The sequence below is a fragment of the Arthrobacter sp. AFG20 genome (assembly GCF_002892795.1).
Lineage (GTDB): Bacteria > Actinomycetota > Actinomycetes > Actinomycetales > Micrococcaceae > Arthrobacter.
The window spans coordinates 30,006-56,845 of the sequence record NZ_PJMC01000003.1; the positions used below are offsets into that span (position 1 = coordinate 30,006).

Here is a 26,840-nt window from a genome sequence, read left to right on the forward strand (position 1 = left end):
CCGATGCACAACTCCTCAACACCGCAGTCCGGGCCCGCAATGGAGCAGGCCGAGGACTTCGAAGCCTGGCTCCAGCCCATTCCCGAATCCGCGCGCACCCGCAAGGTCTCCGGCCAGTTCTGGATCTGGGCCGGCGCAAACCTCGCCCCGATCAACTGGGTCCTCGGCGCCCTGGGCATCAATCTCGGACTGGGGTTCGCCGACACCGTCACCGTCCTGGTCCTGGGCAACCTGATCGGCATGCTGCTCTTCGGCTGCTTCGTCCTGCTCGGCCAAAAGACCGGCGCCACCGGCATGGTCCTGGCCCGGGCCGCGTTCGGCCGCCGCGGCAACTACCTACCGGCCGCCATCCAGGCGCTGCTGGTGGTGGGCTGGTGCGCCGTCAACACCTGGATCATCCTCGATCTGGTCATGGCCCTGTTCGGCACGTTGGGCTGGGTGGATCCTGCCGCCCACAACTATGCCTGGAAGATCGGCGTCGCCACGTTCATCATGGCCGCCCAGGTCGCCATCGCCTGGTTCGGCTACAAGGCAATCGCCGCCTTCGAAAAATGGACTGTGCCCCCCACCATCATCATCCTGGCAGTCATGTCCGCCGTCGCGTGGTTCGGCCTCAAGATCGACTGGACCTACGCCGGCCCCGCAGGCAACATCCTGGAAGGCTCCGAGCGGATCGCCGCCATGAGCGCGGTGATGACGGCCATCGGCATCGGCTGGGGCATCACCTGGTTCACCTATGCCGCCGACTACTCCCGCTTCGTCAGCACCACCGTGCCCAAGAAAAAGGTCTACCTGGCCTCCGTCCTGGGCCAGTTCATCCCCGTCGTATGGCTCGGCGTCCTCGGCGCCAGCCTCGCCACCAACAGCGGTGAAGTGGACCCCGGCAAGCTCATTGTCCAGAACTTCGGTGCCATGGCGCTGCCTGTGCTCCTGATGGTGCTGCACGGCCCCATCGCCACGAACATCCTGAACATCTACACCTTCTCGGTGGCCACGCAGGCCCTGGACATCACCATCAGCCGCCGCAAACTCAACCTGTTCGTCGGCGTCTTCTCGCTCATCGCCGTCGTCTACTTCATCTTCCAGGAGGACTTCGCCGCCGTTCTCGACGCCTGGCTGATCGGCCTGGTGGCCTGGGTGGCTGCCTGGGGCGGCGTGATGCTGGTGCACTTCTTCTGGCTGGAGAAGCGCTGGCCCGGCAACGTGGAACGGCTGTTCGACGGCGTCGGCACCCGCCGCCTGCCTGTGGTCAACTGGGCCGGTGTGACGTCGCTGCTCGCCGGCATCGTGGCCACCTGGCTGTTCATGTACGGACTGGTTCCGGTAATGCAGGGCCCGATTGCGGTCGCCCTGGGCGGCTGGGACCTGTCCTGGCTGGCGGGCGGGCTCACCAGCGCCGCGGTCTACGCGGTTCTCGGCCCCCGGCTGCACCGGCCGTACGTGACGGTGACGTCCGACGGCGGCCGTGCGGCTGTTGCGGCCAGCGCACCTGACGCTGCGGAGGCACCCCAGCCGGTTCCCGCCGTCGAACTCTAGATCCTTCTGCACCTCTCCACTTCGCCCCCTGACGAAAGGAACCCCGGCATGAGCACCAGCGCCTTCGCGGATTCCCAGCACCCCATCACCTGGCCGGCCGGCTTTACCGCCGCCGCATCCTTCACCTTCGATGTCGACGCCGAATCCTGCGTCATCGCGCACGACCCCACCAGCACCCGGCGCATGTCGCTCATGAGCCACCAGTCGTACGGGCCCAACGTTGCGGTGCCGCGGCTGCTGCAGATCCTGGCGCGGCAGGAGGTCCGCGGGACGTTCTTCATCCCCGGGTTCACCGCCGAAAGCTACCCCGATGTGGTGCGGCAGATCGTCGACGGCGGCCACGAGGTTGCCCACCACGGCTACCTGCACGAGCCGATGCAGGGGATCGACGCCGCCACCGAGGCGAGCTATCTGGACCGGGGGCTGGAGGCGCTGGAGAAGGTCGCGGGGATCCGACCGGTGGGTTACCGGGCACCGTGGTGGGAACTGAACTGGCACTCGCCGGCGCTGCTCGCTGATCGCGGCTTCCTCTACGATTCGAGCCTGCTCGACGGCGATGCACCGTACCGTATGTCCGTCGCCTCGGGTTCTCCTTCCGGTGCCGGTGACACCCGCGACATCGTGGAGATCCCCGTGGACTGGACCCTGGACGACTGGGAGCAGTACGCGTTCTATCCCGGCGTGACGGGCAGCGGCGTGATCGAAAGCCCCGCTAAGGTGCTGGAGATGTGGACGCTCGAGGCGGAGGCGCACCACTCGCAGGGCAGCTGCTTCGTGCTCACGAACCACCCGTTCATCTCGGGCCGGCCGTCGAAGGCGGTGGCCCTGGAGCGGCTGATCGAGCGGGTCAAGGGCATGGACGGCATGTGGGTGACGACGCTGGAGCAGATCGCGGAGCACACCAAGGCGACGGTGAGCGAGGTGCACAGCCACGCCAGGATCGAGGTTCCCGCCGCGCCCGGTTACGGCGCGCGGTTCGTGCCGGGGCAGGTGCAGGTTCCCGCGCTCAGCTAGCGCGGCTTGGTCGAGCGCGAACGGACACTTCAGGCCCTTCAGGCAAGGGCGCCAAGTGTCCGTTCGCGCTTCCCGGGCTTCTGCGTTGTGCGTCGCGGATCGGCCAACGGTCAACCAGGGGCGGGCCACACCCTCACCCGACCTACTACTCTCGCCTTTAGTGCCCGGCCTTTACCGTCAGCACCTTCAGCGCAGCGGCGTTGACCTCCGCCGCGAACGCAGGATTGTGCTGCGCGAGCTGAAGCACCGCGGTGTACATGGCGGGAATGGCGCGGGGGTTAGCGCACAGCAGCATGGTTCCGCCGGCATGGATGTAGCTCGTGGCGCGGGTGCCCAGGGCCCACGGAGCCAACTGCGCCGCGTTGCACAGGTCGTCGGACAGGACGACGCCGGTAAAGTGCAGGTCCGAGCGCAACATCGTCCGCATGATCAGCGGCGAGAAGGGCGCGATGTGGCCGGCGTCGATGCGCGTGTAGTAGGCGCTCGAGACCATCACCCACCGTGCGCCCGCCTGGATTGCTGTCCGGAACGGCAGCAGGTACGGGTCGGTGCGGGTGGTGACGGTGTCCTTCACGTTCCCGGTGGTGTCAGTGTTCAGGGTAACGCGGCCCAGGCCGGGGAAGTGCTTGACGACGGGGGCGATGCCCGCCTGTCGCATGCCGGCTGCAAAGGCGCCGCCGTGGGCTGAGACCGCCTGCGGCGTGAACCCGTATTCGCGGCCAAAGAATCCGATGGGCGCGTTGCGCGGGGCGAACTGTCTGCTCGGCACTGTGTCCAGGACCGGCGCCAGGTTCATGGTGAGCCCGGCCGCGCGCAGCTGGCTTCCCCACACACGCGCGTTGGCCTGGAGGGCCGCCGTCGTCAGTGTTCCCTGCGACAGTGCCGTGGGAATCGTGGAGAACCCCGGCCCGCCGAGGACTTGGACGAAACCGCCCTCCTGGTCCGTCGCGACCGCGAGTCGGATGCCTCCGCTGGTGGCCGCCGACACGGTCGCCGTCATCCGGCGAACGACGGCGGCCGTCGCCGCACTGCCCGCGCGGCTGCGGCCGGCGAGATAGACATTGCCGACGTGGTACCTGGTGAGGTCGGACATGGTGTTGGCGTCCGCTCCGGTGGCCGTGGCCGCCACCATGAACAGCTGGCCGACACGCTGCGCCAGCGTGAGCCGGGCGAGCTGCTGCGCCGGAGTGGGTGCCGCCGTCGCAGCGGCAGTATGGCCGACGACGGGCTTCCGGACAGCACGGGGGACAGCTGCAGGCTGGCCTGTTGAAGGCTGGCTTATAGCGGGATGGGGCATCGCGGGCAGGAACTCGGCCCGTGCTGCTGAAGGGGACTTGCTTGTTGCGGGCTGGGGCGGCCCGCCCGCTGCAGACAGAGCGAGCAAAAGCGCTGCTCCAATAACTGCCAATTTACTCAGATGATGCATAGTCACACGGCTTAGCTGGGGCACCCATATATCAACGAGCGTACGCCGTTTCCGCCGTGCCGGAGATACCCCGCCGCACATCGTTGTGCCAAATAGGGCCGCTTCGAAGCCACTTGGAGCGGCCCCTTTTGGCGAATCGGCGGAGGACGGCGACCGGGAAGGCAGCGGACCAAGGAAGGGGTCTGCCTCAGCCGGCCGACTTGAGCCTGGCGTACACCACGTAGTTGTCGTTGAACAGGCCGGTGGCGGGGTCGTAGCCGTCGCAGGTGATGAGCCTCAACTCCGGGCCTTTGGTATTGCCGTAGACCTCGAAGGTGGGGAAGTCGTTCTTGCTGTACGCGGCGGCCCTGGTCACCGTAAAGACGGTGGCACTCTTGTCGGCGCGCTGCACCCTGATTTCCGCGCCGGTCTTCAAGCCGCGGAGGTTGGCGAAGACTCCCGGGCCGCCGTCAGTGGCGTTGACATGCCCCAGCAGTACGGCCGGACCGGTCTCACCCGGCGACGGCGAACCGGAGTACCAGCCGGCAGGCGCCCCCGGCCCGTCCGGCGGCACTTCCAGCGACCCGTTTGCCCGGAGCTTCAGCTTCACCAGCAGGGACTGGACCCCGATTGACGGAACGGCCACCGACACGGGAGCGGGAGCCGGCCGGGCAGGCGAGGGCACAATCGCTGTCCGGCCGGCCGCCGCCGTCGTGCTTTTGGTTGGTGACGGCGTTTTGGTTGGTGGCGGCGAGGGGGAAGGGGCGGAGGACGGCGCCGCCGGCGGTGCCGTTGCGGTGGGGGCCGACGGCGGCGCCTGGGTTCCGCAGCCAGTCAGGACCAGGCTGCCGAACAGCAGGAGGGCAGCCGCCCTGCGCAGACGCTGGAATGAGGAGTCCATGCCTAGTGGTGTTCTTTCCAGCAGGCCAGGATGGTGGTGGCCACCTGGTAGGCGAAATCGGTGGGAGCTACCTTCTGGGGCCCGACGGCGGCCGGCAGCCCGGTGGCGTTGACGTACAGCGCGCTGCTGTCCTTGAGGAAGATGACCGACCCGTCTGCGGTTTGGGCCGCAGGGAAGCCGAGGTTGGCGAGGCCCCTGATGGGTGCCGCTTCGAGTTTGCCCTGGAGCGCGTCGAAGTATTTGCGTGCCGTGGCGGGATCAGGGAATTCCTTCACCGAGATCACGAGCGGGCCGTCGGCGAGGTGGTAGGTGCAGGTGTAGGTGCTGTCCGCCCAGTTGTCGGCCGTGTGCGGAGCCTGCTTTACTGCCAGAATCGAGGAAATGTCGTCCTTGGTTTCCTGTCCGCAGATCATTTTGGAGGCCTCGGAGGGGCCGGCCGTTTGAGCTGCTGCGCTCGCCGACGACGACGGCGGCGGTGCGCTCGCTGTTTCAGCCCGCCCCGTGCTTCCCGCGGCTGCGGCGCAGCCTGACAGCAGCAGCGATGCCACGGCCAGCGACACCATCGCGTGGTTGCGGTTCTTCGTTGCTCTGATCATCCTCAGCGTCCTGTCCTGGAGTGTGGTTCTTCGATAGGGCGGGCAGAACTCCGGCCGCCGCGGAAGCTCCCAAGGCATCCGCGGCGGCCGGAATCGAAAACCTACGCTGCCTCGGCTGCCCTGCGGCGGCGGATGTTGTAGGTTCCGCCCGCTGCGGCAGCCAGGACGAGGCCGCCGCCCAAAGCCAGCACCCCGGCGTCGTTCTTCTGCGGAGTCTGCGCAACACCGGTGTCCGCGCCGCCCACCGGCATGTTCATCTGGCCGGCGGTGAGGGTGCCGCAGAGGGCCGGCGATGTGGCTGCCAGCGGCAGGCTGGGCACGAGGTCGCTCTTGGCGGCCTGGCCGGCGGCACTCAGGGTTGCGGGGTCCAGCCCGTGGACAACGACGACAGCGGTGCCGTTATGCAGGGCTGCCTTGGTCTCGGCGTTGAGCGGGAAGCTGCGATCGATCGTGTAGGCACCGCCCTGGCCGGCGACCTTGAGGTCCAGGCCGGCCGCCGGGCTGGTATCGCCGCTGGTGGAGAGCGTGGTGCCGATCTTGCCGTAGGCCGGGGCGCCCTCGGTGGTGGAGATGACGCCGTCGCCGTTGGCATCGGCTGAGGGGGCGGGGCACTGGCCCTTGGCGCCTATATGGATGTGCTGCACGTGCGGGTACGGGGCGTTGTTGAACGTCGTGGCGAGGCCGGAGACGTTGAGGACCACGTGCGCCTGGTCGCCGGTGACGTGCAGGGTGACGTTGCCCGACGCGGAGCTGCCGTTCAGCTGGCCAAGGGCGGCCTGGTAGGTGTGGTCGCCGTCGTGGGCCATGGCAGGTGCGCCGGACAGGGCCAGTGCGCCCAGAGCGAGGGTGGGGACTGCCAAAAGTCGCAGGGTCTTATTCATCGGAAGCGTTCTCCTCGTGCGAGTGGTGGTGGATCTCCCGTGGATGGGACACAGGCAGTTCGGAGCAACGCCGCGGCCGGATGGGCGGAAAAGTGAGCTGGCCTACTTTTTCTTCAGTTGTGCGACTCTGGAGCGGCGGACGGATGGGCTCGGAAGCCTTCGGCTGAGGGCATGGAAATGCCGCCCTGCGGTGTTGGGGGCCATCGCAGGACGGCATGGATCAACGGTACTGTGCCGCCCTCCGCTTCGACAGCATTTCCTTTGTGGTGGCGGAAATCTTAACGGTTTTTTAACGCCTCTTCGCGTTTCAAATGCCGCAGGAGGCAGGAGGTCCCTCGCCGGATCAGCCCTTGGCTGGCCCGGGCTCCAAAGCGGCCTGCCGTGGCAAGCCAGACGCGGGTTGCTCCTGGCTCGCGGCCCAGCTGGCCAGCAGTTTGAGGGCGTCTTCTTCGGCCGAACCTGGCTGCGCGCTGTAAGCGGTCAGCGTCAGTCCGGGATCAGCGGGCAGGTCCATGGCATCGAAGGCCAGGTCGAGGTTGCCCACCACCGGGTGGTGGAACTGCTTGAGGCCGGTCCGGTGCAGGCGCACGTTGTGGTCTGCCCACCGGATGCGGAACTCATCGCTGCGGGTGGACAGTTCCCCGATGAGGTCCTGCAGGGCCTTGTCGTACGGGTCCCTGCCGGCCTCGGTGCGCAGCAGGGCGACGGTGGTGTTCGCCGAGTCTTCCCATGCCGGATAGAACGTGAGGGCGCGCGGGTCGAGGAAGCAGAACCGGGCCAGGTTGACCTGCTGCTCCCCGCGGACGAATGCCTCGGAGTACAGCGCCCGTCCCAGATTGTTGATGGCCAGGATGTCCAGCCGCCCGTTGCGCACGAAGGCCGGAGACCCGGTCATCCCGTGAAGGACCGCCTGCAGGCTGGAACGGATCGTCTGTTTCCTCGCAGGTTGACGACGGGCCTTGCCTCCCGCACTGGCCGCGCGGGCAAGGTCGAACAGGTGCTCACGTTCCGCCTCGTCCAGCTGCAGCGCCCTGGCAAGCGCCTCCAGCACGTCATCGGAGGCTCCGGCGAGGTTCCCGCGTTCGAGGCGGGTGTAGTACTCGATGCTGACCCCGGCCAGGAAGGCAACTTCCCCGCGGCGCAGTCCAGGCACGCGCCGGTTGCCGCCGTAATCGGGCAGGCCGGCCTGCTCCGGGGTGATCCTCGCCCTGCGGGAGGCAAGGAAGTCGCGGATTTCGGTGCGGTTGTCCATGGCTATAACGCTAGGGGCATTCCGGTCCTGTGAGGGAGTCCCTGCCGGTACCCCTAAGAACAGAGACTCCCTTACCTGTCCTGTCTGCGGTTGTCTGGTACCTGAAGACGAACAAGAAGGAGAATCACCGTGGAAATTGCGCCCAAGCCGCCCACCGTCAAGAACCCGCCCGAGCAGTTCACCGGGGACGTGTGGCTGGACATGATTGCCAGCCCGCAGAACGACAGCCAGCGCATGGTGGTGGCCAAGGTGCGCTTCGCGCCCGGTGCGCGCACTGCCTGGCACAGCCACTCCAACGGCCAGACCCTGCACATCACCGAGGGGATCGGGCTGGTGCAGTCCCGGGGCGGGGAGCTCTTCGAGGTTCACCCCGGCCAGACCATCTACACGCCGCCCGGAGAACTGCACTGGCACGGAGCCGCCCCGGACAGCTACATGGAGCACCTGGCCATGCTGGAAAGCGGCGGGGACCCGGCCGACGGCGGCTGGTTCGAGCACGTCACCGACGAGGAATACAACGGTCCCCGCACGGTGGCGAAGTAGGAAAGAAGGGAGAAAACGCATGACTGAAAACGAACCGTCCGGCGCCCAGAAGATGTTCGGCGAGTTTGCCCCGAAGCTCGCGCAGCTTACCGACGACGTGCTTTTCGGCGACGTTTGGGAGCGCCCCGAGCTGTCGCCCCGCGACCGCAGCCTGGTGACCATCACCGCCCTGGTCGCCGGCGGCAACAGCGAGCAGCTCGGCTACCACATCTCCCTCGGCCGGAAGAACGGCCTGACCGAAGGCGAGATCAAAGAGGCGATCATCCACCTCGCGTTCTACACGGGCTGGCCGAAAGCCATCACGGCGATCATGATCGCCAAGGACACCTTCACCGGCTGAGCCCCCGCTTGCCGGGTGCGCCGCGTCCCCGGTGCCGGGCTGGGGGATTGCCGAACGCGGGGGAGGCCCTGTCCGCTCTTACCGGACAGGGCCTCGAGCATTGAACGGGACCTTGGTCAGTGCCTCCTGAAGGCGTCCTTGATCTTTTCGCCGGCCTGCTTGAGGTCGGCCCTGATGTGGCGCTCCCTGCCCTCAGCCCTGAGCCGGTTGTCACCGGTGGCGCGTCCGGCTGCTTCCTTGCTTCTGCCGTGGAGTTTTTCGGCGGCATTGTGGATCTTGTCACCCAAACCCATCGTGACCTCCTGTACGGGAAAGCCGGGGCGGCCTGCTGCCGCGGCGGCCACTCTCAGTTTATCGGCGGCGGGGCCAGAAGGCTCCTGCCGTTTAACGCGGAAAGGGCCGCTCCAACCCGGTTCGGATTGCAGCGGCCCTGCCGTGTTTGTGCCTCGCTAGGTTACGACGGCAACGGTTGGCTGACCGGAATCGTCGCCATCCAGTAGTTCGCCTCGGTCGTGTAACCAGGCTTTGACCCTGTGACCTTTACAGTCAAGTACTTGCCGAGGTCCGCTGCCGATAGCGGGTACGTGCTGGCGGTCGCACCCGTGATTGCCGCGCCACCGGCGTACCACTGGTACGTCAGCGTGACCGGTGCCGGACCCCACGTGCCCACCGCAGTGAGGGTCGACCCCACTGTTAGAAAGCCCGAGACGGTAAAGTCTGGCGGCAATGTCAGGACGCCAGCAGCCACCTTGACCGACACCGCGCTGGTCTTGGTAACCGTGGTGAAGCCGGCCTTGGAACCCACGACCGTCACCGTGAGGGTCTTGCCCAGGACTGCGGGAGTCGGCGTGTAGGTGCTTGCCGTGGCACCCGCGATGGCAATGCCGTTCGCCTTCCACTGGTACTTCAAAGTGACGGGTGCCGGACCCCACACGCCTGTGGCCGTGAGGGCGGAACCCACCCTCACCGTGCCGCTGATCACGGGAACAGGAGCAGTCAGTGTCCCGACGGCGGCCCTTGCGGTGAGTGCCGACGTCTTGGCCGCCGTCGTGTAGCCGGCCTTAGAGCCGGTGACCGTGACGCTGATGGTCTTGCCGATCACGGCCGCGGCCGGCTTGTAGGTGCTGGCCGTAGCGCCGGTGATCGCGACGCCGTTCGCCTTCCACTGGTACTTCAGGGTGACAGGAGCCGGACTCCAGGCGCCGGGGACCGCCGTCAGCGTGTAGCCCACCTTTGCGGTGCCCGTGATCCGGGGAACCGGGGAGGCGAGAGTGCCGACGGCGACCCTTGCGGTGAGCGCCGACGTCTTGGCCGCCGTGTTGTAGCCGGCCTTGCTGCCCGTGACCGTGACGCCAATCGTTTTGCCGACAACCGCCGCAGACGGCTTGTAGGTGTTCGCTGTGGCTCCGGCTATGGCGACGCCGTTGGCCTTCCACTGGTACTTCAGGGTGACGGGTGCCGGTCCCCAGGTCCCCGGAACTGCGGTAAGCGTGTAGCCCACCTTGGCCGTTCCGGTGATCCTGGGAGCCGGTGCGGTCAGGACCGGGTTGAGGGCCATGACCGTGCCGGTGGCGGCGGAGGTCTTGGTCACCGTGGTGTAGGTGGCCTTGCTGCCCGTCACGCTGAAGGTCAATGTCTTGCCCACCTGTGCCGCCGTCGGCCTGAACGTGGCGGCGGTGGCACCGGTGATGGCCACGCCGTTGGCCTTCCACTGGTACTTCAGGGCGACCCCGGAGGGACCCCAGGCGCCGGGAGTGGCCGTCAGGGTGTTACCCACTTTGGCTGTTCCCTTGACCGTGGGAGTGGGGGCGGTCAGCGTTGGCACCGACGCCGCATAGGACAGGTTGTGTGTCGTGCCGCTGCCCCTGACGACGCTGACCTTCGTTGCCGTGGCCTCGGTGGTCTTGTTGCCCGAGTAGAGGTCGCCGCGTCCGGACAGGGCTCCGTGCACCTTGATGATGTAGCTGCCGGTGGTGAGCCCCTTCAGGGTGTACGTGCCCGTGCTGCTGGTTATGGTGCTGCGGGTGACAAGCGAACCATCCGGCGTGTACGCCTGAACCTGTGCGATCGCGACCGGCTTTCCGGCCTTGTCCACCACGGTGCCGCTTACAGAGCCACCGGTGGTGAGCGTGGCATTGATATTCTGAACGGTCTGCCCGGAGGTTACCGGGATGGACTGAGCCTTCCCGGCGCCTGCGGATTCAGGCTGGTTCTGGTAGTACTGGGCCTCGTCCTGGGTGAAGCCGCTGGAGCGGTTGAACGCTACCTTGTAGGAACCCGCCGCGAGGCCAACCACGCTGTAGTTGCCGGTGCTGTCCGTGTTGCCAACCTTGACCAGATTGCCGGCTGAGTCCAGGACGTTGAGGGGGTAGTAGGACCCCGCACTTGTTCCCGTCACCTTGCCGCTGATGGTCGCACCCGTTACAACGCTTATATCCACGCCAGTAATGGTCTGCTCTGCGGCCACGGTTACGGACTTGGCATTGGCCGACGCCGCTCCTCCATACCAGGCATCTTCGGCGCCACTTTGCCCGCCGAGGAAGCGCAGCTTGTAGGAGCCCGTTTCCAGCCCGATGATGCTGTATGTGCCATCCGGATCGACATAGCCGTAGACGGATTGCTCGTCAATGGTTCCGGTTTTTGTGGCGATCACCTGCGAGTTGATCAGGATGGTTCCCGCCGGCGCACTGATTGTGCCGGTGATGACGCCGCCCTTGACCAGTGTGGCGTTGATGGCCGTGAGCGTCTGGCCGGCCGTAACTGCCACCGGAGTAGCCGTGTCCAGGGAAGTGGCGTTGTTGTACCACTGGGTCAGTGCACCTGAACCATAGCCGCCGAACTGCAGCTTATAGCTGCCGGCTGGGAGTCCATTCAGTGAGTACGTGCCGTCGCTGTTAACCGAGGTGGACATCAAAACGGAATTGCCGGTGGCCGTGTAGGCGGTGACATTGATGCTGTAGGAGTTCACTCCCTCTGGAAGTGTGACCTTGCCGCTGATGGTCGCACCTTTGGCAAGGGTCGCGTCAACGGCTGCCTTGTCCTGGCCCGCGGTCAAAACAATCGGCGTTGCGGCGGCCTGGGTCTGGACGTCGTTGTACCATTCATCCAGCGCGCCGGAGCCGTAGTTGGAGAATCTGACCTTGTAGCTTCCGGCCGGAAGGCCTTTCACCTTGTACGCGCCGTCGGCGTTCACACTGGCAGAGGTTCCGTACTGGCTGCCCTCACCGCTGGCAGAAACCGATACAGCGGAAAGGTTAACCCCGGGCGGAACGGTGACTTTGCCGCTGATGCTCGCGCCCTTGACGAGGGTCGCATTGATTCCAGTTGCGTCCTGTCCGGTGGTGAGGGACACCGCGGTTGCGGTATCCCGTGAGCTGCCGTTGGGGTACCACTGCTCCGGGGCCCCCGAGTCGTACCCCGAGAAGCGGACCACGTACTTGCCGGGCAAGAGTCCTGTGAGTTTGTAGCTGCCGTTGGATTGCACGGTTGCATAGGCTTTGGCGGACGTCGTGGCGGCGTCATACGCATAGACTGAGACTGCGGAAAGATCGACTCCGGCGGGTGCAGTTACTGTGCCGCCGATGGTCGCTCCCTTGACGAGGACTGTTTCTGCCAGGACCTGCTCCTGGGAGCCGCTGACGGCAACTGCCGTCGCGGCGGCTGAGGTGGGGGTGCCGCCATACCACTGCTCCAGTGTCCCCGAGCTGCCCGTGCTGAACTGGATCTTGTATGACCCCGCCGGGAGGCCGGCGAATTGATAGGAACCGTCGGGGCTGACGCGAGCATACCCGGCGTCGGCAAGGGTATCGGAGCTGTACAGGTACGCCCATACATTCGACAGGTCCACTCCCGGAGAGGAAGTGATCCTGCCGCGGATGGTCGCGCCCTTGGCCAGGTCAGCATTGATGCCGGTCTGATCCTCGCCCGCCGTGACCGCTACCGGTGTGGCAGTGTCAAAGGATGCCGCGCCGTCGTACCACTGCCCCAGCAGCCCGCCGTTCGTCCCGAGGAACTGCACTTTGTAGCTCCCAGTGTTGAGGCCCCTGACGGCGTAGGTGCCATCTGCGCTGACCGAGGAGGACCCCACATAGTTTCGGGTTTGCGAGCCGGCCTCATAGACGTCGACCTGCACGGAAGAAACGTCCGCCCCGGCAGGAGTGGTCACGGTCCCGCTGACTGAACCGCCTGTCACGAGGGCTACATCTATTCCTGCCCTGTCCTGCCCTGCGGCAAGGACTATCGGACTTGCGGCATCGAATGACGAAGCACCGGCGTACCACTGTTGCAGGAGTCCTGTGTCATACGAGGAGAAGAGTAGTTTGTAGCTCCCGGCTGCGAAGCCGCGGAGGCTGTAGGTTCCTTCGGAACTGGCGGAGGAATAGCCGACCGTATTGCCGTTGCTGTCCCGCGCCTCGACCTGCACCCGGCTCGGATCGACGCCAGGAGGAACGGTAACGGTGCCACTAATGGAGCCACCGCGCAGCAGCGTTGCGTTGATGCCCGTCAAATCGTTGCCGGCCGTCAGCGTGACTGGCGTGGCAGCATCGAAGGACGCCGCCGCCGCGTGCCATTGCGTAACAGCGCCGGAGTTCCCCCCGACGAACTGGACCTTGTAGGTTCCCGCAGGCAGCCCGCGGACCGTGTAGTTGCCGTCTGCATTGACCAGAGTGGAAGCGTTGTACCAACCGTCGCTGGTGCTCTGTACGGAAACGTTCACGCCACCGACGTCGATACCATCCGGCGCCGTGATCATGCCGCTGATGGTGGCGCCCTTAACCAGGGTGGCATTGATTGCCGTGAGGCTTTGACCTGCCGCGAGAGTCACAGGTGTAGCGGTCTCGATGGAGGCGGCGCCGGAATACCAATGGTCCAGGGCGCCGGAGTTGTTGAACCCGGTGAACTGAACTTTGTAGGCACCCGCCGGCAGGCCGCTGACAGTGTAAGTGCCGTCGTTGTTTACCTGGGTCTGGCCGGTGTATGAATAGCCACCGGCCGTATGTACGTAGACCTGGGTGGCGGCAAGATCAACACCAGCCGGCGCCGTCACCTTTCCGCTGATCGAGGCGTCGGACAGGTCCACAGCGTTGGCCGGCGCCAACCCCGAGACAACCAGCGCCGAGAGTACCGACAATAACAACGCGATCCTTAATCGGAATCGCCCGCTCCTAACGAGCATTTTTATCCCCCCATGGGTCAGCAAACGGCGCGGCCGCTACTTTTAAATTGTCAAAGAACGCCTCAGTCTAACCGCGGAATAAGGTTTGTCCAACGATTGTGTAACGGGCCTTATTTGTTTAATGCGTGCACTGACCGCTGACAAAGTCTTCGAGTCAGGCGGCTATTGTGGGTGACGAACTATTTCGGGGGAGAGGCTGAAGGCTGCGCATGGAACGAGCAATCTCCCGCCTTCCCGGGGCCTGCATCATCCTGATGGCGGCCTCTCTCCTGGCCCTCCAGCCCGGCGGACTTTTCCGGTTCGTCTGGATCAAGCTTGTGGCGGTCATTCTGGCCGTCCTCGCCGGCCTGCTGTCGCCCGTCAGTGCGCGCCTCCCGCTGGCGGTGAAGGCAGTGATGGCAGCCTGCGTGCTGTGGATCGCCGTCGCGATGCTGCTCTCCGATACGCCTCTTGCGAGTATCGCGGGCCGGTGGCCTCGCTATGAGGGCCTGCTGACACTGGCGGTATACGTGGCTGTTTTTGCCGTGGGTGCAAAAGTCCTCGGAGGTTCCGGCGGGAGTCGGTGGCGCGCCCTACTCAGCCTGTCTCTGGCCGTTGCCGGCATCGCCTTGTTCCTCATTACTGCGCTGGAAAGCGCCGGCCTGCGCCCACTAGGCGGTGCGGCAGATGTGCGGCCGGGAGCGACGCTGGGCAACGCTACAGACCAAGGACTGGTCGGCGTCGTTATTGCCGGAATCCTTGCTGCCCAAGGCGACTTGGACAAGCAGTGGCAGGTTTGGCTGCGCCGCGGGGGTCTGCTGGCCGGCGCCGCTGTTGCTGTCCTGTCCGGATCCCGGGCGGCGCTGGCCGCGCTCCTCATCGTGGCTGTGTGCGGCGCTTCCATGTGGATGAAGACCAGGTCCTGGTCCCCGGTGAAAATCGCCGCCGGAGCCGCGGCCGCTGTGGCGGGCATCGCCGTCGTCGTGCTTCTGGTACCCGCCGCCAGGGACCGGCTGCTGTCCGCCCGAACGGTGGATGGACGGTGGCTGCTGTGGGACCGGAGCCTCGGGCTGATCGCCGACCATCCTTTCTCGGGTGTGGGTCCGAGCGGATTCGTGGACGCGTTGCCTGCGTACCTGAACGGGGAATGGGCGCGGACCGTCGGCGACAGCTTTCCTGCGGACTCACCCCACAGTTGGCCGCTGCAGGCACTGTCCGCAGGAGGGTTTCCGCTGCTGGCGCTCATTCTCACTTTGATCGCCGTGTCGGTGCTGGCCGTGGTCCGCCGGTTGCGGGAGACGGAGCTTGCCAGCGACCGGAGCTATCTCGCCATGGTGCTGGTGACGGTTGCCGCATACGCGCTGGCCCTGCTTACGCACTTCACCTCGATCGGTACAACCGGGCTGGTGGCATTCCTGTGTGGGGGACTTGTGGGACAGGACGGGGGCCGCGCCGCCGTCCGCAACAGTTTCAGGCCGGCGTTTGCTGCCGGGAAACTGCGGGCAGTTCCGAGGCTGGCGGGCGTGTTCTTGGTCCTCGCGGCGCTGGCGATCGCTGTTCCCTCTGCCCTGGCTGAATGGCCCATGGCCGGCGGAGCCAGGGCGGCCGCGGCGGGGAACAATGCTGGGGCGCAGCAGGCATTTGTGCAGGCACGCCAGCTTCGGCCGTGGGACAGTGACACCGCGCTGCTCGCAGCCCAGGCCTTCGCCGGCCCGGCGACGACGGGGGACCAGGAGGCCTCCCGGTACGCGGTGGAGTGGGGAAGGACCGCCCGGGAACGAACCCCCGGTTCGCTGGAGGCGGGCACGGCTTTGGCCGTCGGCTACCTTTACGGCGGTGACGTTGCTGCGGCCAAGGACCTGCTGGACGCGCTGGTCGCTGACGCCCCCTATTCCACGGGGCTCTACGTTCATCGGGGCGTGGCCCAGTTCGGCCTGGGTCGTTCAGCCGAAGCCATCGCCGACCTGGAGCGTGCAGCATCCTTGGATCCTTCGCTGGATACGCCGTGGCGGGTTCTAGCGAATATCCACCAGCGTCTTGGGAATGCGCAGGCGTCCTTGGCCGCCAGGCAGCGGGCAGATGCCCTGGCGGGGAAATAGAGTTCCACCACCTGGAGGCCCAGTGGCAATGAATTACCGAATGTGTCCGTCCGCGGCGCTAACCATGCTAAGAATGCCGCAGGAAAGGATCAAGATTGGCGCAGTTTTTCTAATTCGGACCTTGTTGCATTTTCAGTGTGGTATTAGCTGCCCATTTTTCGAGACCAAGAATTCGCGTGGCATTCCATGCTATGGCAGTTCTTTGGATGCCGGCGGATAATAACAACGGCCTGTGGTTTGCCCAGGCCGTTGACTAAGGCGGAGGGGTGGAGGGGCGGAGGATATTGGCGCAGACGAAGAGGTCTCCTTCGATACCGGGGCGCCCGGGCCTCGACCGGGAGTTGTCGAAGGAGCAGCGCATGCGCATCAAACCCGCCGTCATCACCTGCTTGCGGCGATATTGTGTCTCAGCGGTCCCATGCCCGCGACAGCGTCAAAGGGTGCCCAGGACCGGGAACCCGAAAACGGGGATATAGCATTTGGCCGTTTGGATCCCGCGCCATCGGCGGTTTCAGTCTCTGGACTGCGAGCTCTGACGGTTCCCACCAACGGCGCCTGACCCAGGACCAGGCCAATTTCTCCGACTGGGCCCCTGACGGAAACCGGATTGCTTCGACTTCATCGATGATACGGGCGTCCATATCGCCACGATCGCGCCCACTGGACGGAAGCGGAAAGCCCTGACGACGGCCCGCGGTGTGCAGGAATGCCCGAAGTGGTTACCGGACGGGCAAGTCAATCGTGTACGACTCGTTTCCGGTCGACCAGCCAACGTTCAGCGTGTCAGTCTGGGTAGTGCGCGCCGACGGTTCCAGTCCAAAGCAGCTCACCAGTAACGCACTCGACGTCGAACCAGTGTTCCCGCCCGACGGAAGCCAGATAGCCTTCGGATGCATCACCGGCGACAGCCCCGAAGGGCCCCTCGAAGCCATCTACGTCATCAACTCAGATGGAACAGGGCTGCATCAGGTAGTCCCGCCACGCGCCGGCCTGGAACACCCGGGCTGGTCTCCTGACGGCCGTTCGGTCACTTTCAACATCGAACCCGAAAACGCGAAGGCCCCAGACTACGGATCGATCCTCTCGGTCCAACCCGACGGCACCGGCCTTCGGGTCATCCAGCCAAGGACCCCGGACCTGAAGTTCTTCAAAGCGGTTTGGTCGCCCGACGGGCGCAAGCTGCTCAGCGGCTGCTTCGACACCCAAGCCAAGATCGACAAAATCTGCATGGTTTCCCCGGGCAGACGCCTCACCGCCGTGGTCAGCGGTCCTCCGGGCGTCAACTTCCCATCCTGGGGTCCCGATGAATAATCCAGGGACCGGCTGATCAAGGTGCGCTCGCAGGCTCAGCCGGTAACAGCGCAGACACATTGCACGCTCCCACGTGAAACGTTTTAGAAAACATCGTGGTGCAGGCTGGTCCCATCAACATTTTAATGGAGGGGGACCGGCTGTGGACGAACATTTGACGCTTGAAGTGCAGTCCAGCGCGGAACTGGCGGTGGGCGACGAGGTCGAGGCCTGGCACCGCGGGCGGCTGGCTCACCGGGGGACCGTGAGCAGCACGTTCCGGGACATCGACCTGTTCTGGATCATCGACGCCCGGACCGGCGCACGCCGGCTGCTGGACCTCGAGCAGCTTAGCGTGCGGCGGGTCGCGGCCGGTAAGGCGGCAAACGCCGTCGGGCATTCCAGCGGTACCGGCAAGCCCAAGGCGGCCGACGCCGGGATCCCGGCTAACGCCGTCGGCAAGCCTGCCGCCCGGAGGCGAGGGCCTGTCAGAAGCCTGAGCCAGGTGGTCTTTATGGAGGCGCCGGCCACTCGGTAGGCAGCCACACGGTAGCCGACCACGCGCCAAGCGTCAGGGCAGGTTGCTGAACCGTTCGGCCTGGGTCTTGCTGCCCTGCACGATGATCTGGTCGTCGTCGTACAGGACCGTCTGTGCCGTAGTGTGGCCCCAGATGCCGCCGGGGCGCTTGACCGCCACGATGGTGATGCCGTACTTGTCGCGCAGGCCCAGCACGCCGAGCGGGCGGTCGCGGGCCTCGGCGGGCGGGCTGGTGCGGATCATTACGAAGTCGTCCTCGAACTCGACGTAGTCCAGGAGAGAGCCGCGGACCAGGTGGGCCACCCGCTTGCCCATGTCGTGCTCGGGGCGGATCACGTGGTCCACGCCGAGCTGGTTGAGGATCTCGGCGTGAGGTTCGCTGATGGCCTTGGCCCAGATCTGCGGCTTCTTGAACGTGAGCAGGCGGGATGTGGTGAGGATGCTCGCCTCGATGTCGCTGCCGATGCCCACCACGGCGCGGTCGAACTCGTGGACGGAGAGCTGGCGCAGCACCTCCTCCTTGGTGGAGTCGGCCCGGACCACGTGGGTGAGCCGGCCGTTGTAGGACTGCACGGTGTCCTCGTTGGAGTCGATGCCCAGGACCTCGGTGCCCTGTGCCTCAAGCTCCAGCGCCAGCGATCCGCCGAAGCGGCCGAGGCCGATAACCACCACCGAGTCCGCCTGTGCTGCGGTTTCTGCCGGCCGGGAGAAGAAGTTCTTAGCCAATGAGGGGCCTTTCCTTCGGGTATTCGTAGAGGAGCGGGCGTTCGCGGAGCGCCAGTGCGGCTCCGAGCGTCACCGGGCCGAGGCGGCCGATGAACATCAGCAGGATCAGCACCACCTGCCCGGCCGGCGGCATGGCGGCCGTGATGCCGGTGGACAGCCCCACCGTGGCGAAGGCGGAGATCACCTCGAACAGAATCCGCTCCTGGCCGAAGTCGGTGATGATCATGAGGAACATCGTGGAGCCGACCACCAGCGCGATGGCCAGCAGCACCACCGTGATGGCCTGCCGGTGCACGGCGCGGGACAGGCGCTTGCCGAAGATGTTCACGGCCGTGCCGCCCTGCAGTTCCGTCAGCAGGATGAAGAACAGCACGCCGAAGGTGGTGATTTTCAGGCCGCCCGCGGTGCCGGCCGGGCCGCCGCCGATGAACATCAGGATGTCCATGCCCAGCCAGGACGCCTCGTGCATCTGCCCGATGTCCACGCTGTTGAACCCGGCCGTGCGGGTAATGACGGACTGGAAAAACCCGGCCAGAATGCGCTCACCGGGGTTCAGCCGGCCGAGGGTGGCCGGGTTGGACCATTCGACGGCGGTGAAGAAGACGGTCCCGCTGACGAGGAGCACCCCCGTGCCCACCAGGACCAGCTTGGTGTTCATGCTCCAGTGGATGGGCCGCTGGTACTGCCGGCGCAGTTCGAACAGCACCGGGAAGCCGAGGCCTCCGATGATCACCGCGGCGGCGATGGGCAGGCAGATCCACGGATCCCCGGCGAAGCCGATGAGGTTGTCCGTATGCAGCGCGAATCCGGCGTTGTTAAACGAGGACACCGAGTGGAAGACGCCGTGCCACAGCGCACGGCCGGGCTCGTAGCCGTAACCCGCGACGAGCCTCGCGGCCAGGACGCCCGCGAGCACGATCTCCACGGTCAGGCTGATGGCCAGCACGCCGAGCAGCACACGGCGGACGTCGCCGAAGCCCGTGCTCTTGGTCTCCGCGGCCGCCGACAGCCGTGATCGCAGTCCCAGCCGGCGGGCCATGAGCACGCCCAGCAGGGTGCCGAAGGACATGACCCCGAATCCGCCGATCTGGATCAGCGCCATGATCACCACCTTGCCGAAGCCGCTCCAGTACACCGGCGTGTCGACGGTGATCAGCCCGGTGACGCACACGGACGACGTGGACGTGAACAGGGCGTCGAGGAAGGGTGCGCCCGCGGGGCCGTTCCGCGAGATGGGCAGCATGAGCAGGATCGTGCCGATGGCGACCGCACCGGCGAACCCGAGCACGATCACCTGGGCCGGGTGCTGCGGCGCGAAGACGTTGAGGATGCGCGGGAAGACTTTGGAGCCGCCGGGCCACAGCCCGCTGAACCTGCGGTCCGTTCCGGCCGCAGGCGGGGCCTTCGGGGCAGGAACGTCGCGCATACGCGTCACGCTACCACCGCGGTGTCCCTGGGGCCGGTGTGAAGAAGGTGGCGTTAAGAAAGCGTTAAGATCGCAGGTTTTGGCGCGTTACGGTTTCCGGCCGGTGCTAGGCTCCCGTGGTCATCAGCAAACTGCCCATGTGAATCGAAGGACCCCGTGGCCACCTCAAGCACGCAAGGCCGTGTCCTGCCATGCTGACCCAAAGCGCCCCGTTGCTGTGGCTGATCCTCGGGATCGGCGCAACCGGCTACATGATCTACCGGCTCATCAGAGCAACGAAGTAGCCCCCGCCGTCGGACACCGTCCCGCCGTCCGACGGCGGATTCCTCGAGCGCTTCCCGGCCGACCTCCCGCCGCTCTCCGGCGGCCCGAGAGCGAACGTTCCCAAAATCCAGAAAGACACTCCATGACCGCACCAGCCCAATACTCCGTTCCGGCCAGCGTGCCCAACCCCGAGCGGGAGAACGGCCCCGGCGGCGCGTTCACACGCTGGCTGCTGGAGCACAAGGTGCACCAGCCGGTGGGGCCGGAATCCGCGGAGGGCACGGCGCACCAGCAGAGCTGGTGGAAGGTCATGTGCCTGACCGGAGTGGACTACTTCTCCACGCTGTCCTACCTGCCGGGCATCGCCGCGCTCGCTGCGGGGGCACTGTCGCCGCTGGCCACGCTGCTGATCGTGGCCCTGACGCTGCTGGGCATGCTGCCGATGTACCGCCGGGTGGCGCACGAGAGCCCGCACGGGCAGGGATCCGTGGCCATGCTGGAAAACCTGCTGCCGTTCTGGCGCGGGAAGGTCTTCGTGCTGGTGCTGCTCGGGTTCGTAGCGACGTCGTGGATCATCACCATCACCCTGTCCGCCGCCGACGCCACCGTGCACATGCTGGAGAACCCGTACCTGCCGCCGTTCCTGGAAGGCCAGGCGGTGCCCATCACGGTGGTGATGCTGCTGATCCTGGGCGGTGTGTTCCTGCTGGGCTTCTCCGAAGCTGTGGCCGTGGCCATTCCGCTGGTGGGCGTCTTTCTGCTGCTGAACGCCGTCATCATCGGCACCGGAATTTACGACGCCGTCACCCAGCCGGGTGCCGTCGCCGCCTGGATGGCTTCGCTCGCCTCCTTTGGCGGCGGCTTTGGGAACATCGCCGGTCCCGCGATCCTCGCGTTCCCGCTGCTGGTGCTGGGCCTCTCGGGCTTCGAAACCGGCGTCAGCATGATGCCCCTGGTGAAGGCATCCGGTGCATCCCCGGAGGATGTGCTGCGCAACCGGATCGGCAACACCCGCAAGCTCCTCACGACGGCGGCCGTGGTGATGAGCGTCTACCTGATCGGCAGCAGCTTTGTAACCACCGTGCTGATCCCGGCCGAGGCGTTCCAGGAGGGCGGGCCGGCGAACGGCCGTGCGCTCGCGTACCTGGCACACGAACGGCTCGGCAACGGCTTCGGGTCCGTGTACGACGTCAGCAGCATCCTGATCCTGTGGTTCGCCGGCGCGTCCGCGATGGCCGGGCTGATCAACATCGTGCCCCGGTACCTTCCCTCCTACGGCATGGCGCCCGACTGGTCCCGTGCGGTGCGGCCCGTGGTCCTGGTGTACACGGCCATCAGCATCCTCATCACCATCGGCTTCAAGGCCGACGTCAACGCCCAGGCAGGCGCGTACGCCACCGGTATCCTGTTCATGATGGTCTCCGGCGCGGTGGCCGTGAGCATCTCCGCCGCGCGCAAGAAGAAGCGCGGGGCCGCCGTCGGCTTCACCGTCCTGACTCTCGTGATGCTGTACGCCCTCGTGGAAAACGTGATCGAGAAGCCGGACGGACTGGCGATCTCCGGGTTCTTCATCCTGGGCATCGTGGTGGTGTCGCTGGTGTCCCGGGTCTCGCGGACCACCGAGCTGCGGGTGGACCGGATCGAGTTCGACGAGGCCGCGCGCCGCTTCGTGACGGACACGATCGACTACGACGGGCGGATCAACATCATCGCCAACCGCCCGCAGGCCAGGGACGCCAAGGAGTACGCGGAGAAGGAAGCCGCGCAGCGGGAGAACAACCCCGTTCCCGGCACGGCCGACGTGATGTTCCTGGAGATCGACGTCACGGACCCGTCGGGCTTCAGCGACGTGCTCACGGTGCGGGGCGTGGAGGTTGCCGGGCACCGGGTCCTTCGTGCGAACAGCCCGGCCGCGCCCAACGCCATCGCGGCGATCCTGCTGGCCTTGCACGACGCCACCGGGGTGCGGCCGCACGCGTACTTCGAGTGGGCCGAGGGCAACCCGCTGGCCCACCTGATGCGCTACCTGCTCCTGGGCCGCGGCGACACCGCCCCCGTGGTCCGCGAGATCATCCGCGAAAACGAGCCCGACCCCGCCCGCCGCCCCGGCATCCACGTCGGCTAGCCCGGCGCGGCTCCCGATCCCTTCCTCACCTTTCGTCGCCTTTCCCCCGACCCTTCCTCACGTCTCGTCGGTTGCGCCCTGACCCTTCCTCACCTCCCGTCGGTTGTGCCCTGTCGCTTCCTCACCGCTGTGGGATTTGGCGACGAAAGCTGAGGACGCGTTCGGCGAGAAGCGACGAAAGCTGAGGACGCGTCCGGCAAGAAGCGACGCAAGCTGAGGACGCGTTCCTACGGCGCAGGGGAGGCCGCGACCACCACGTTTTTGCCCCACGGGTCCTCCGTGTAGCAGCTGATCAGCACCACCCGGTTGGGCACGACGTCCCAGATGTCGCTGTCCTTGAGCGTGTTCTTGTCGTGCGTCGTCACTGAATCCACGACGTACTTCAGTGTGCCCGTCGCCGTGGTCACGGTGACCGCCTTGCCCACGAGGGACTTATTGCTGAGGTGGTTGAACGGGGCGTCCCTGCCGTCCCAGCTGTGCCCCACGATGTACGTCGTGTTAGTCGAACCGGTGCCGGGCACCCCGTAGCTGGTTAGCCAGTAGGCGTCGAGGGTCAGCGGCGGCACCAGCGACTCCGAAGCCATCTCGTCCGCGCTGGGCGTCAGCGGCAGGACCCGCACATTCAGATCGGCAGCCTCGATCGACACCGCCGTCGGGGCTGCGGCCAGCGGCCGCAGCGGCTTTCGGGCGGCGGGGGTGCTCGGGGAAACCGCCGCTGACGGAGCGGCGGAAGGCACGACGGCGGTGCGGGCGCCATCGTCCGGGGCCACAGCGTTCGACGGGGCCAGGAAGAGAGCGGCTGCCAAGCCCGCGGCGGCGACCGGGGGCACAGCAAACCAGCGCCAGCGGCTGGGCCGGCGCCGGTGCCGGCCGGACGTTTTTGGCGCTTCCAAGTGACGGGCCTACTTGGGGGTGCGCTCCATGCGGCGCATCCTCATCGCGACCGCTGTCGGGACAGCGATTCCCGCAGCCAGGAGCCCGGCGAGGAGCCCCAGTCCGGGGTCAACACCCGGCTCGGCTTCGACCGCTGTCTGTAAGTTGAGGCCCTTATTCGTTGCGACAGCGGCGGTGCCGCCCCCGGCGGGAGCCGCACTGACCGCACCGGCAACAACTGCCGGCATCGTGCTTCCCGGTGCATTGCCCGGTGTGTTTCCCGGTGCGCTGACCGGCGGAGCGACCGGCGGAACCACCGGGGGAGCGACCGGCGGCGTGACCACGGGATCAACGCCGGGGGAGTCCGGGTCGCAGGCCGTCAGGTACGCCTCGAAAAGGCCCATGAGGTTGGTGGCGGATGCTTCGTCGAGCGAGACGGCTGCCAGCAAGGCTTCGAAGTCGGCGACCGCAGCATCCAAGGCGTCCCGGGCCTGGATGAGCTCCGGTGCAACCAGGGCGGCGTTCAACTCCGACTCCCGCAGCTCCACAGCGTCTCTGGATACTCCACGAGCCTCATCTGCCGTTTCATAAGCGACCTGGGCGGCCTCGATTGCCTCCTGATCACCGGCAGCCTGGGCTTCCTCCAGTGCCTCTTCGGCGGCGTCCTTGGCGGCCTCGTCGGCTGCGAGCTGCGCCTCGGCCGCGGCCAGAGCAGCCTCAGCGTCGTCGACAACCTGTTGGACGGGCATGTACGCAGCTTCGGCAGCCGCCGCCGCGTCGACTGCGGACTCGAGATCGGCAACGGTTGCCTGGGTGATGCCCGCGGCACCGAGTGCCGATTCATATTGGTTGAAGGCCTGCTGGCAGGCGGCGTTGCCGGGTGCCGCGGCGGCTGTCGGGGCTCCCAGAAAAAGGCCGCCGGCGAAAACTGCTGCCGACGAACCGGCAGCGACCCATTTAGATACAGCGGTCATAGTGTGTGCGTCCCCCAAATACACGAAGCGGCCGCCGGGACGGCCCCGGCAGTTTCAGCACGCGGCAGAGCGGCTCAGGGCGGAGGCTCCGAAGAGTCCGGCAGGGCCGTGCAGGAGAGGCGCTCGTACTGCTGATCATCCGAAGTACGACGGCGAGACCCCAGTTTCTGTCTGGATGCCGCCCGAAAGATCGCTGTGAGGCTAAAGTACAGAGCAATTTCGGTTGTGGCAAACATCACTGACTCACTAGCGCGTGCGGCCGGTCCCCTCAGCTGCCGCCAACCGGATCACGTGCAGGGCCAGCGGGTCCAGGAGCTTCCGGGTGCCGGTCCTGGTCTCGAGGATCCAGAACATGCCGAGGACCGGCACGGTTTCCGTCACTTTTCCTTCGTAGTAAAGGCGGCCGTTGTAGCGGGCCTCCACCAGGTCGCCGGGAGAGAGGCTTCGGCAGTCGATGATGCGCCCGGGTGATTTGTCGGTCGCGGCCGATTCAGCCATGGCGGGCTCCGTCCTGGCGCAGTCAGCGCCCTGGTCCTGTTGCGCCACTGGCGCTCCTTCAGGATGGGGCCGCCACATTGCCGGACGGTTTCCACCGGGTGATTTCCGCGTGACCTGCTTTCACGTCGGCCGGTGGGCGACGGAGGTGAGGAAGGGTTTGGGTGTGGGCGGCGGGAGGTGAGGAAGGGTTTGGGTTTGGGCGACGGGAGGTGAGGAAGGGATTACGCGGGGCGGGGGGACTGCAGGCCGGGGGCAATGGAGAGGTTGGGTTCCGTCTGGGTCAGGTCGCGAGCGCGCAGGACTGCCATGGACTTGGCGGCCACCTTCAGCACCGAGCCAGCGCCGATCGGACCGCGCTCCACTCCGGTGCCGGCCGTGTTGATAACCATGTCCCAGGCTTCCGCAAACTCAACCGCCGGGAGCGTGAACTTGACGTCGTCGTCGTGCGCGTTGAAGTACAGCAGGAAGTTCACGTCCGTGATCCGGCGGCCGCGGTCGTCCCGGCCCTGGATGCCGTCCCCGTTGAGGAACACGCCGATGGTCCGGCCGAAGCCGCGGCCCCAGTCCTCCGGAAGCATCTCCATGCCGTCCTCGTTCAGCCACACGATGTCCGGCAGTTTCTCGCCCTTGCCGCGCCGCACCGGTCGGCCGTCGAAGAACGTGCTGCGCCGGAACGTGGGGTGCTGGGCGCGCAGCCGGTTCACGGCGGATGTGAAGTCCATGAGCGGCATGTCGACGGCGTCCCAGTCGACCCAGCTGAGCTTGGAATCCTGGCAGTAGACGTTGTTGTTGCCCTGCTGGGTGCGGCCCATCTCGTCGCCGTGCGCGATCATCGGCACGCCCTGCGACAGCAGCATGGTGGCGATGAAGTTCCGCTGCTGCCGGGCCCTGAGCGACAGCACGGTCGGATCCGTCGTCGGGCCCTCCACACCGCAGTTCCACGAGCGGTTGTGGGATTCGCCGTCGCGGTTGCCCTCGCCGTTGGCGTCATTGTGCTTCTCGTTGTACGAGACCAGGTCCCGGAGGGTGAAGCCGTCGTGCGCCGTGACGAAGTTGATGGACGCCACCGGCCGCCGCCCCGAGCGCTCGTACAGGTCCGCGGAGCCGGTCAGCCGCGACGCGAACTCGCCCAGCGTGGCCGGCTCCCCCCGCCAGAAGTCGCGCACGGTGTCGCGGTACTTGCCGTTCCACTCCGTCCACTGCGGCGGGAAGTTGCCCACCTGGTACCCGCCCGGGCCAACGTCCCACGGCTCCGCGATCAGCTTCACCTGCGACACGATCGGGTCCTGCTGCACCAGTTCAAAGAACGTGGAGAGCCGGTCGACGTCGTAAAACTCCCTGGCCAAAGCGGCGGCGAGATCGAAGCGGAACCCGTCCACGTGCATCTCGGTGACCCAGTACCGCAGCGAATCCATCAGCAGCTGCAGGGAGTGCGGCTGCCGCACGTTGAGGGTATTTCCGGTGCCCGTGTAGTCGACGTAGTACTGCTTGTCGTTGTCCACCAGACGGTAATACGCGGCGTTGTCGATCCCCCTGAAACTCAGGGTGGGGCCGAGGTGGTTCCCTTCCGCCGTGTGGTTATAGACGACGTCGAGAATCACCTCGATCCCCGCCCGGTGCAGCGAGCGGACCATCGACTTGAAGTCCTGGACCTGCTGGCCCATCTGGCCGATCGAGCTGTACGTGTTTTGCGGGGCGAAGAAGCCGATGGTGTTGTAGCCCCAGTAGTTGCCCAGGCCCTTCTCCTGCAGCGTGCCGTCATTGACGAACTGGTGCACCGGCATCAGTTCGATGGCCGTGATGCCCAGCCGCTGCAGGTGCGCAATGACGGCAGGATGGGCGACGCCGGCATAGGTGCCGCGCTGCTCTTTGGGCACCTCCGGATGCAGCTCGGTGAGACCCTTGACGTGCGCCTCGTAGATGACGGAGCGGTGGTAGGGGATCCGTGGCGGCCGGTCCCCGGCCCAGTCGAAGAACGGGTTGATGACCACGCCCAGCATGGTGTGCGGCGCCGAGTCCTGGTCATTGCGGGAGGATGGGTCGCCGTTGTGGGAGAACATGGCCGGGTGCCAGTGCACCTGCCCGGCGACCGCCTTGGCATAGGGGTCCAAGAGCAGCTTGTTCGGGTTGCAGCGCTGGCCCCCGGCGGGGTCATAGGGCCCGTGGACCCGGTATCCGTACTTCTGCCCGGGCTGGATCTGGGGCAGGTAACAGTGCCACACATACCCGTCCGCTTCGAGCAGCTCGACGCGGGTTTCCGTGCCGTCGCCACCTATCAAACACAGCTCGACGGCGGTGGCCGCCTCGCTGAAGAGCGCGAAGTTTGTCCCCATCCCGTCAAAAGTGGCACCCAATGGATACGCGCTGCCCGGCCAGACTTCCATGATCGCTCCTGCGGCTGTTC

At 66.3% G+C, this 26,840-nt stretch carries 21 protein-coding genes; 8 read left to right on the forward strand and 13 right to left on the reverse strand.

The features are described from left to right. Nucleotides 1-3: 3 nt before the first annotated feature. On the forward strand, nt 4-1,536 hold the full coding sequence (locus tag CXZ05_RS03820) for a cytosine permease (protein WP_102971300.1): 1,533 nt from the start codon (nt 4-6) through the stop codon (nt 1,534-1,536). Between the two features lie 48 nt (nt 1,537-1,584). Further along, nucleotides 1,585-2,550: a polysaccharide deacetylase gene (locus tag CXZ05_RS03825; protein ID WP_102971301.1), complete on the forward strand. Its 966-nt coding sequence runs from the start codon at nt 1,585-1,587 to the stop codon at nt 2,548-2,550. Nucleotides 2,551-2,707: 157 nt separating this feature from the next. Here the strand turns inward: CXZ05_RS03825 and CXZ05_RS03830 are convergent, their stop codons facing one another. From CXZ05_RS03830 to CXZ05_RS03850, 5 genes are all read right to left on the reverse strand, one after another. After that, complete coding sequence (locus CXZ05_RS03830; protein ID WP_258006430.1) at nt 2,708-3,934, reverse strand: glycoside hydrolase family 3 N-terminal domain-containing protein; 1,227 nt, start codon at nt 3,932-3,934, stop codon at nt 2,708-2,710. Between the two features lie 229 nt (nt 3,935-4,163). Next, entirely contained in the window at nt 4,164-4,856 is a 693-nt protein-coding gene (locus tag CXZ05_RS03835; protein WP_102971303.1) for a sortase domain-bontaining protein, read from the reverse strand. Nucleotides 4,857-4,858: 2 nt separating this feature from the next. Further along, a complete protein-coding gene (locus CXZ05_RS03840) occupies nt 4,859-5,452 on the reverse strand; it encodes a hypothetical protein (RefSeq protein ID WP_258006431.1) in 594 nt (197 codons plus the stop codon). A 101-nt stretch (nt 5,453-5,553) separates the two neighbouring features. Continuing rightward, complete coding sequence (locus CXZ05_RS03845) at nt 5,554-6,333, reverse strand: hypothetical protein (RefSeq protein ID WP_102971304.1); 780 nt, start codon at nt 6,331-6,333, stop codon at nt 5,554-5,556. A 343-nt stretch (nt 6,334-6,676) separates the two neighbouring features. Continuing rightward, complete coding sequence (locus CXZ05_RS03850; protein ID WP_102971305.1) at nt 6,677-7,585, reverse strand: helix-turn-helix transcriptional regulator; 909 nt, start codon at nt 7,583-7,585, stop codon at nt 6,677-6,679. Between the two features lie 129 nt (nt 7,586-7,714). On the opposite strand from CXZ05_RS03850, the gene CXZ05_RS03855 reads away from it, so the two are divergent. Together CXZ05_RS03855 and CXZ05_RS03860 are read left to right on the forward strand one after the other, a co-directional pair. Continuing rightward, a complete protein-coding gene (locus CXZ05_RS03855) occupies nt 7,715-8,128 on the forward strand; it encodes a cupin domain-containing protein (RefSeq protein WP_102971306.1) in 414 nt (137 codons plus the stop codon). 19 nt (nt 8,129-8,147) lie between these two features. Continuing rightward, on the forward strand, nt 8,148-8,468 hold the full coding sequence (locus tag CXZ05_RS03860) for a carboxymuconolactone decarboxylase family protein (RefSeq protein WP_102971307.1): 321 nt from the start codon (nt 8,148-8,150) through the stop codon (nt 8,466-8,468). A gap of 116 nt (nt 8,469-8,584) precedes the next feature. On the opposite strand, the gene CXZ05_RS03865 is transcribed toward CXZ05_RS03860, so the two are convergent. Together CXZ05_RS03865 and CXZ05_RS23000 are read right to left on the reverse strand one after the other, a co-directional pair. Further along, nucleotides 8,585-8,761 (reverse strand): CsbD family protein, encoded by a 177-nt coding sequence (locus CXZ05_RS03865; RefSeq protein WP_102971564.1) that lies wholly within the window; start codon nt 8,759-8,761, stop codon nt 8,585-8,587. A 161-nt stretch (nt 8,762-8,922) separates the two neighbouring features. After that, complete coding sequence (locus tag CXZ05_RS23000; protein ID WP_180987261.1) at nt 8,923-13,599, reverse strand: S-layer family protein; 4,677 nt, start codon at nt 13,597-13,599, stop codon at nt 8,923-8,925. Between the two features lie 254 nt (nt 13,600-13,853). Between CXZ05_RS23000 and CXZ05_RS03875 the strand changes: the two genes are divergently transcribed. The 3 genes from CXZ05_RS03875 (at nt 13,854) to CXZ05_RS23005 (ending at nt 17,550) form a co-directional block, all read left to right on the forward strand. Then, a complete protein-coding gene (locus tag CXZ05_RS03875) occupies nt 13,854-15,722 on the forward strand; it encodes an O-antigen ligase family protein (RefSeq protein WP_102971309.1) in 1,869 nt (622 codons plus the stop codon). 780 nt (nt 15,723-16,502) lie between these two features. Continuing rightward, complete coding sequence (locus CXZ05_RS03880) at nt 16,503-17,033, forward strand: PD40 domain-containing protein (RefSeq protein ID WP_180987262.1); 531 nt, start codon at nt 16,503-16,505, stop codon at nt 17,031-17,033. 142 nt (nt 17,034-17,175) lie between these two features. Continuing rightward, nucleotides 17,176-17,550 carry a hypothetical protein gene (locus tag CXZ05_RS23005; protein WP_180987263.1) on the forward strand — a complete coding sequence of 125 codons (375 nt, stop codon included), beginning with the start codon at nt 17,176-17,178 and terminating at the stop codon, nt 17,548-17,550. A gap of 33 nt (nt 17,551-17,583) precedes the next feature. Here the strand turns inward: CXZ05_RS23005 and CXZ05_RS03890 are convergent, their stop codons facing one another. Both CXZ05_RS03890 and CXZ05_RS03895 read right to left on the reverse strand, forming a co-directional pair. Next, complete coding sequence (locus tag CXZ05_RS03890; protein WP_102971311.1) at nt 17,584-18,276, reverse strand: TrkA family potassium uptake protein; 693 nt, start codon at nt 18,274-18,276, stop codon at nt 17,584-17,586. Then, on the reverse strand, nt 18,269-19,702 hold the full coding sequence (locus CXZ05_RS03895) for a TrkH family potassium uptake protein (RefSeq protein WP_102971312.1): 1,434 nt from the start codon (nt 19,700-19,702) through the stop codon (nt 18,269-18,271). Before CXZ05_RS03895 ends, CXZ05_RS03890 begins: the two co-directional genes overlap by 8 nt. Nucleotides 19,703-20,108: 406 nt before the next feature. On the opposite strand from CXZ05_RS03895, the gene CXZ05_RS03900 reads away from it, so the two are divergent. Further along, nucleotides 20,109-22,091: an APC family permease gene (locus tag CXZ05_RS03900; RefSeq protein WP_102971313.1), complete on the forward strand. Its 1,983-nt coding sequence runs from the start codon at nt 20,109-20,111 to the stop codon at nt 22,089-22,091. Between the two features lie 227 nt (nt 22,092-22,318). Here the strand turns inward: CXZ05_RS03900 and CXZ05_RS03905 are convergent, their stop codons facing one another. The 4 genes from CXZ05_RS03905 to glgX all read right to left on the reverse strand — a co-directional run bounded on the left by CXZ05_RS03905 (nt 22,319) and on the right by glgX (nt 26,820). Next, complete coding sequence (locus CXZ05_RS03905) at nt 22,319-22,984, reverse strand: class F sortase (RefSeq protein ID WP_102971314.1); 666 nt, start codon at nt 22,982-22,984, stop codon at nt 22,319-22,321. A gap of 9 nt (nt 22,985-22,993) precedes the next feature. Beyond that, nucleotides 22,994-23,938, reverse strand: a complete 945-nt coding sequence (locus CXZ05_RS03910; protein WP_102971315.1) for a hypothetical protein — start codon at nt 23,936-23,938, stop codon at nt 22,994-22,996. 246 nt (nt 23,939-24,184) lie between these two features. Then, the gene (locus tag CXZ05_RS03915) at nt 24,185-24,484 is read right to left on the reverse strand and encodes a hypothetical protein (protein WP_258006432.1); all 300 of its coding nucleotides are present in this window, start codon (nt 24,482-24,484) and stop codon (nt 24,185-24,187) included. Between the two features lie 173 nt (nt 24,485-24,657). Then, nucleotides 24,658-26,820: a glycogen debranching protein GlgX gene (gene glgX, locus CXZ05_RS03920; RefSeq protein WP_102971316.1), complete on the reverse strand. Its 2,163-nt coding sequence runs from the start codon at nt 26,818-26,820 to the stop codon at nt 24,658-24,660. Between the last annotated feature and the right edge of the window lie 20 nt (nt 26,821-26,840).

Bases quoted from the DNA above. Each gene is read 5' to 3' on its own strand.
- CXZ05_RS03820 (WP_102971300.1), top strand. From the start codon at position 4: ATGCACAACTCCTCAACACCGCAGTCCGGGCCCGCAATGGAGCAGGCC.
- CXZ05_RS03825 (WP_102971301.1), top strand. From the start codon at position 1,585: ATGAGCACCAGCGCCTTCGCGGATTCCCAGCACCCCATCACCTGGCCG.
- CXZ05_RS03835 (WP_102971303.1), bottom strand. From the start codon at position 4,856: ATGGACTCCTCATTCCAGCGTCTGCGCAGGGCGGCTGCCCTCCTGCTG.
- CXZ05_RS03840 (WP_258006431.1), bottom strand. From the start codon at position 5,452: ATGATCAGAGCAACGAAGAACCGCAACCACGCGATGGTGTCGCTGGCC.
- CXZ05_RS03845 (WP_102971304.1), bottom strand. From the start codon at position 6,333: ATGAATAAGACCCTGCGACTTTTGGCAGTCCCCACCCTCGCTCTGGGC.
- CXZ05_RS03850 (WP_102971305.1), bottom strand. From the start codon at position 7,585: ATGGACAACCGCACCGAAATCCGCGACTTCCTTGCCTCCCGCAGGGCG.
- CXZ05_RS03860 (WP_102971307.1), top strand. From the start codon at position 8,148: ATGACTGAAAACGAACCGTCCGGCGCCCAGAAGATGTTCGGCGAGTTT.
- CXZ05_RS03865 (WP_102971564.1), bottom strand. From the start codon at position 8,761: ATGGGTTTGGGTGACAAGATCCACAATGCCGCCGAAAAACTCCACGGC.
- CXZ05_RS03875 (WP_102971309.1), top strand. From the start codon at position 13,854: ATGGAACGAGCAATCTCCCGCCTTCCCGGGGCCTGCATCATCCTGATG.
- CXZ05_RS03895 (WP_102971312.1), bottom strand. From the start codon at position 19,702: ATGCGCGACGTTCCTGCCCCGAAGGCCCCGCCTGCGGCCGGAACGGAC.
- CXZ05_RS03900 (WP_102971313.1), top strand. From the start codon at position 20,109: ATGACCGCACCAGCCCAATACTCCGTTCCGGCCAGCGTGCCCAACCCC.
- CXZ05_RS03910 (WP_102971315.1), bottom strand. From the start codon at position 23,938: ATGACCGCTGTATCTAAATGGGTCGCTGCCGGTTCGTCGGCAGCAGTT.
- glgX (WP_102971316.1), bottom strand. From the start codon at position 26,820: ATGGAAGTCTGGCCGGGCAGCGCGTATCCATTGGGTGCCACTTTTGAC.